Source organism: Flavobacterium sandaracinum (assembly GCF_004349135.1).
In the GTDB taxonomy this organism is placed as follows: domain Bacteria; phylum Bacteroidota; class Bacteroidia; order Flavobacteriales; family Flavobacteriaceae; genus Flavobacterium; species Flavobacterium sandaracinum.
In genome coordinates, this window is record NZ_SMFN01000055.1 from 1 (window position 1) to 1581 (window position 1581).

General features: G+C 33.6%; 3 protein-coding genes. 1 reads left to right on the top strand and 2 read right to left on the bottom strand.

Going from position 1 to position 1581, the window contains the following annotated elements:
* Together E0F91_RS17540 and E0F91_RS17545 are read right to left on the bottom strand one after the other, a co-directional pair.
* Positions 1-263 (bottom strand): transposase (locus tag E0F91_RS17540; RefSeq protein ID WP_207919058.1); only part of this gene is annotated, 263 nt, incomplete at its 3' end.
* Positions 264-614: 351 nt separating this feature from the next.
* Positions 615-1271: a hypothetical protein gene (locus E0F91_RS17545; RefSeq protein ID WP_132067640.1), complete on the bottom strand. Its 657-nt coding sequence runs from the start codon at positions 1269-1271 to the stop codon at positions 615-617.
* Between the two features lie 102 nt (positions 1272-1373).
* On the opposite strand from E0F91_RS17545, the gene E0F91_RS17550 reads away from it, so the two are divergent.
* A partial coding sequence (locus E0F91_RS17550; protein WP_481797693.1) for a transposase occupies positions 1374-1581 on the top strand: 208 nt, incomplete at its 3' end.

The window sequence follows — 1581 nt, forward strand, 5'->3', positions numbered from 1 at the left end:
ATCATTTTTTTTGATGTAAATCCTTTGAAATCTCTCATCAACCCTGATGGATCGCCATTTCCGGAACGAAATATTAAATGGATATGACTCGGCATAATGCAATACCCATAAATTTCCATTGCTTTATTTTTTCTGCAAAAGTTTAGTGATTCAATGATATTCCCAAAATACGAATCTCTAGTAAATACATCTATCCAATTTACTGTGGCAAAGCTTACAAAATAAGCTCCTGTGCTTTCTCCAAATTTATATTTTGTACTCATAGATTAAGCTTTTTGTTTTTCTAACTCTTGTTTGTGGGCACGAGCGGGACGCTCGCGCTAGCGGGGGGTGGTCCGCCTGCTTGGTATCTTGGCAGTAGTCACAGTTCTAGTTCCTATGAAAGCTAATTTTGTGGGTAAGGGATTTTATGGATAAACGTGAATGACCTCACTATAAAAATTGCTCTTACAATACGGCAAAAAAAAAGAGGACTCCAAATCCTCTTGAAATCCTCCAAATAATTTTACGATAACCCCATAGTGTTGACGGCATGTAATCGGTTCCGTTCAACCGCGGGTTCATTGTTCGTTCTTCGAACGCAACGAAACCCTAGCTGTTACCAGTAGTTTTTTTTAAGTTCGATTTATTATCAAAATCAAAATTAGTCCTAGTACGCATATTGTTGTTAGAGCTTTGTCCATACTAATCAAGGGTTTTCTTTTAATAAAACCATAAGGAAGCATTATAAGTCCAATTGCGATAAAAAAATATGACCATTTACTATCGCTGTCTTTCAGTTCAGTTCTTAATTCAACATCTATAAAATTTCTCCCATTTTTTGTTAAACCATAGACATCATTATAATCATTCCAAAAACTGTTTTCGTCTAGTTCTGAAACTTCAGATTTTAAAACTTTAAGTACAATTCTATCTCCCGATTTAATGTTTGATTTAAAAGCTTCGTGATCTGTCGCTTCGTAAGTCATATCAGTAATTTTAAATTCTCTATTGTATTCTTTTGTTGTTAGAATTATATCTCTGTATGTTGTAGACTTTATTTTGTATTCGTCATATTTTGGAGAACTTTTTAGTGTTACATTGATTGAAGCTAATTCGTTATTCGGTAATGAATTATCGCGTAAAGCTACATAGAGAAACGAAAATATTATTACTAACGCGATTGAAATAATAATAATTCTATCACTTTTAGTAATAGGTTTATAGGGTTTTAATTTTGATGTTTTCTTTTGATTTTCCCTGTTAAATTGTCTTTTCTCCTGTCGTGTCATAAAATTACTGGTAACGTCAGTCTGTGAAAAAACTTCCGTTTATTTCTTTCAAATATAGTACATATTTTCAAAGTAAAAGGCAGAAAAGTTGTATATTTAAAGATGCAACACATCACAGGAATACCGCGCAATCAGTTGTTTTTTTCGAGTTTAGAGGACTCGATTTCTCTAGAAAACCCCGTTCGTTTTGTCGAAGCTTTTGTCGAAGCGTTAGACTTGGGGTCTTTAGGATTTACAGTTCAGACCATTAAAACCGAGGGGCGTCCTAGCTTTGATACTAAAATATTCCTCAAACTGTATTTATATTGCT